This window comes from Kitasatospora sp. NPDC007106 (assembly GCF_040634455.1).
Taxonomy (GTDB): domain Bacteria; phylum Actinomycetota; class Actinomycetes; order Streptomycetales; family Streptomycetaceae; genus Kitasatospora; species Kitasatospora arboriphila.
This window is the reverse complement of the sequence record NZ_JBEYFP010000822.1, coordinates 1-2,514: the sequence shown is the minus strand read 5'-3', so window position 1 is coordinate 2,514 and position 2,514 is coordinate 1. Positions and strand designations below refer to the sequence as shown.

Below are 2,514 nucleotides of genomic sequence, written 5' to 3'. Positions count from 1 at the left end.
GGGGCACCTCCCGGCCAAAGGCTGGGAGGTGCCCCCACGCGCCCCTGAGTGACTGCCCCGAATCTGCCCCCGCGCCCCTCGGTGGTGACCCTCACTCGTTCCCGGTGGGGGCCTCCGTCTAGCCAGGTGACTAAGCGCTTGCTTAGAATCGGGCCCGGTGCCGCACCGCTGCGGCACGGCCGCCAGCGACAGGAGCCTGCCATGACCGCAGCCAACCGCCAGATCCGACTCGCCGCCCGGCCTCAGGGCGCGGTCAAGCCCACCGACTGGGAGCACGCCACCGCACCGGCCGCCGAGCCCGGCGAGGGCGAGTTCGCCGGCCGTACCCGCTTCCTCTCGCTGGACCCGGCGATGCGCGGCTGGCTGGACGACCGCCCCTCCTACCTGCCGCCGGTCGGCATCGGCGAGGTCATGCGGGCCGGCTCGGTGATCGAGGTGACCGCCTCCAACCACCCGAAGTACGAGGTCGGCGACCACGTGGTCGGCACCTTCGGCGTCCAGGAGCACGTGGTCTCCGACGGCCGCGGCACCATCAAGGTCGACCCGGCCGCCGCCCCGCTCTCCACCTACCTGGGCGCCCTCGGCATGCCGGGCATGACCGCCTACTTCGGCCTGCTGGAGGTCGGCGCCCTCAAGGACGGCGAGACGGTGGTGGTCTCCGGTGCCGCGGGCGCCGTCGGCAGCATCGTCGGCCAGATCGCCAAGGTGAAGGGCTGCCGGGTGGTCGGCATCGCCGGCGGCGCCGAGAAGTGCGCGCTGCTCACCGAGGAGCTCGGCTTCGACGCCGCGATCGACTACCGCAGCGAGGACGTCCGCAAGGCGCTGCGCGAGCACTGCCCGGACGGCATCGACGTGTACTTCGACAACGTCGGCGGCCCGATCCTGGACGCCGCGCTGACCCGGCTGGCGATGCACGCCCGGGTGGTGATCTGCGGTGCGATCAGCCAGTACAACGCCGAGTCGAAGGTCGAGGGCCCGTCCAACTACCTGTCGCTGCTGGTCCGCCGGGCCCGGATGGAGGGCTTCGTGGTCTTCGACCACGCCGCCCGCTACAAGGAGGCGGCGGCGGAAATGGCCGGCTGGATCGCCGAGGGCCGGCTGAAGGTCAAGGAGCACATCGTGCGCGGCACCGTCGACGACTTCCCCGAGACGCTGCAGATGCTGTTCCGCGGCGAGAACGTTGGCAAGCTCGTGCTGGAGCTGGTGTGACCACACCGCCCCCGCGCGACTGGGCGTCCTTCCAGTACGAGATCTACCTGAACGGCCTGATCAGCGGCAGCGTGCCGCGGCTGCCGACCGATCTCACCCGGCTGGAGCGGCTGGCGGAGCACCGGCTCGGCCCCGGTCCGTTCGGCTACGTCGCGGGCAGTGCCGGCAGCGGGGCGACCGAGCGGGCCAACCGGGCCGCCCTGGACGCGCACCGGATCGTGCCCCGGATGCTGCGCGACGTGTCGGCCCGCGACCTGCGGACCGAGCTGTTCGGCCGGACCCTGCCGGCGCCGCTGGCGCTGGCTCCGGTCGGGGTGCTGTCGATCCTGCACCCGGACGCCGAGCCGGCCGCGGCCCGGGCCGCGGCCGCCGAGGGCGTGCCCTTCGTGCTGTCCTCCGCCTCCAGCACGCCGATGGAGGAGGTCGCCGCGGCGATGGGCGACGGCGAGCGCTGGTTCCAGCTCTACTGGTCGAAGGACCGCGAGGTCACCCGGTCCTTCCTGGACCGGGCCGGGGCCGCCGGGTTCACCGCGCTGTTCGTCACCCTGGACACGCCGCTGCTGGCCTGGCGTCCCCGCGACCTGGACCAGGCGTACCTGCCCTTCCTGCACGGCGTCGGGACGGCCAACTACTTCACCGACCCGGCCTTCCTCGCCGGGCTGGCGAAGCCCCCGCACGAGGACCCGAACGCGGCCGTCCTGCACTTCGTGTCGCTCTTCGCCGACCCCGGCAAGACCTGGCCGGACCTGGCCTGGCTGCGGGAGCACTGGGACGGCCCGATCGTGCTCAAGGGCGTCCTCCACCCGGACGACGCCCGGGCCGCGGTCGAGGCCGGCATGGATGGCGTGGTGGTCTCCAACCACGGCGGCCGCCAGGTCAACGGCTCGATCGGTGCCGCCGCCGCCCTGCCCGCGGTGGCTGCCGCGGTGGGCGACCGGGTCCCGGTGCTGTTCGACAGCGGGATCCGGACGGGCGACGACGTGTTCAAGGCGCTCGCCCTGGGCGCCCGGGCGGTGCTGCTCGGCCGCCCGTACGCCTACGGCCTGGCCCTGGACGGGCAGGCCGGGGTGGCGCACGTGGTCCGTTCGCTGCTCGCCGAGTTCGAGCTGACGCTGGCGCTCTCCGGACACCGCACCCCGGGCGGCCTGGACGCCTCCGCGCTGGACGGGCCCACGCACGGGGACTGACCGCCGGCACGCGCAGGTGCCGGGCGGGCCGATCGGCCCGCCCGGCACCTGCGGTCCGAACGGAAGAGCCGCGAGTATGGGAAGAGGGGTTTGGATTAGGGGTTGATATCGGTGGTGG

At 73.5% G+C, this 2,514-nt stretch carries 2 protein-coding genes; both read left to right on the top strand.

Annotated features, from left to right (window positions below):
• The first annotated feature begins 201 nt into the window (after positions 1 to 201).
• Positions 202 to 1,209, top strand: coding sequence for an NADP-dependent oxidoreductase (locus ABZ641_RS32830; protein WP_359987776.1), 1,008 nt, complete (start codon positions 202 to 204; stop codon positions 1,207 to 1,209).
• Positions 1,206 to 2,396 (top strand): lactate 2-monooxygenase, encoded by a 1,191-nt coding sequence (locus ABZ641_RS32825; RefSeq protein ID WP_359987773.1) that lies wholly within the window; start codon positions 1,206 to 1,208, stop codon positions 2,394 to 2,396. The genes ABZ641_RS32830 and ABZ641_RS32825 overlap by 4 nt, the downstream gene beginning before the upstream one ends.
• Positions 2,397 to 2,514 lie beyond the last annotated feature (118 nt).

Coding starts and splice junctions, on each gene's coding strand:
- ABZ641_RS32830 (WP_359987776.1), top strand. CDS start 202: ATGACCGCAGCCAACCGCCAGATCCGACTCGCCGCCCGGCCTCAGGGC.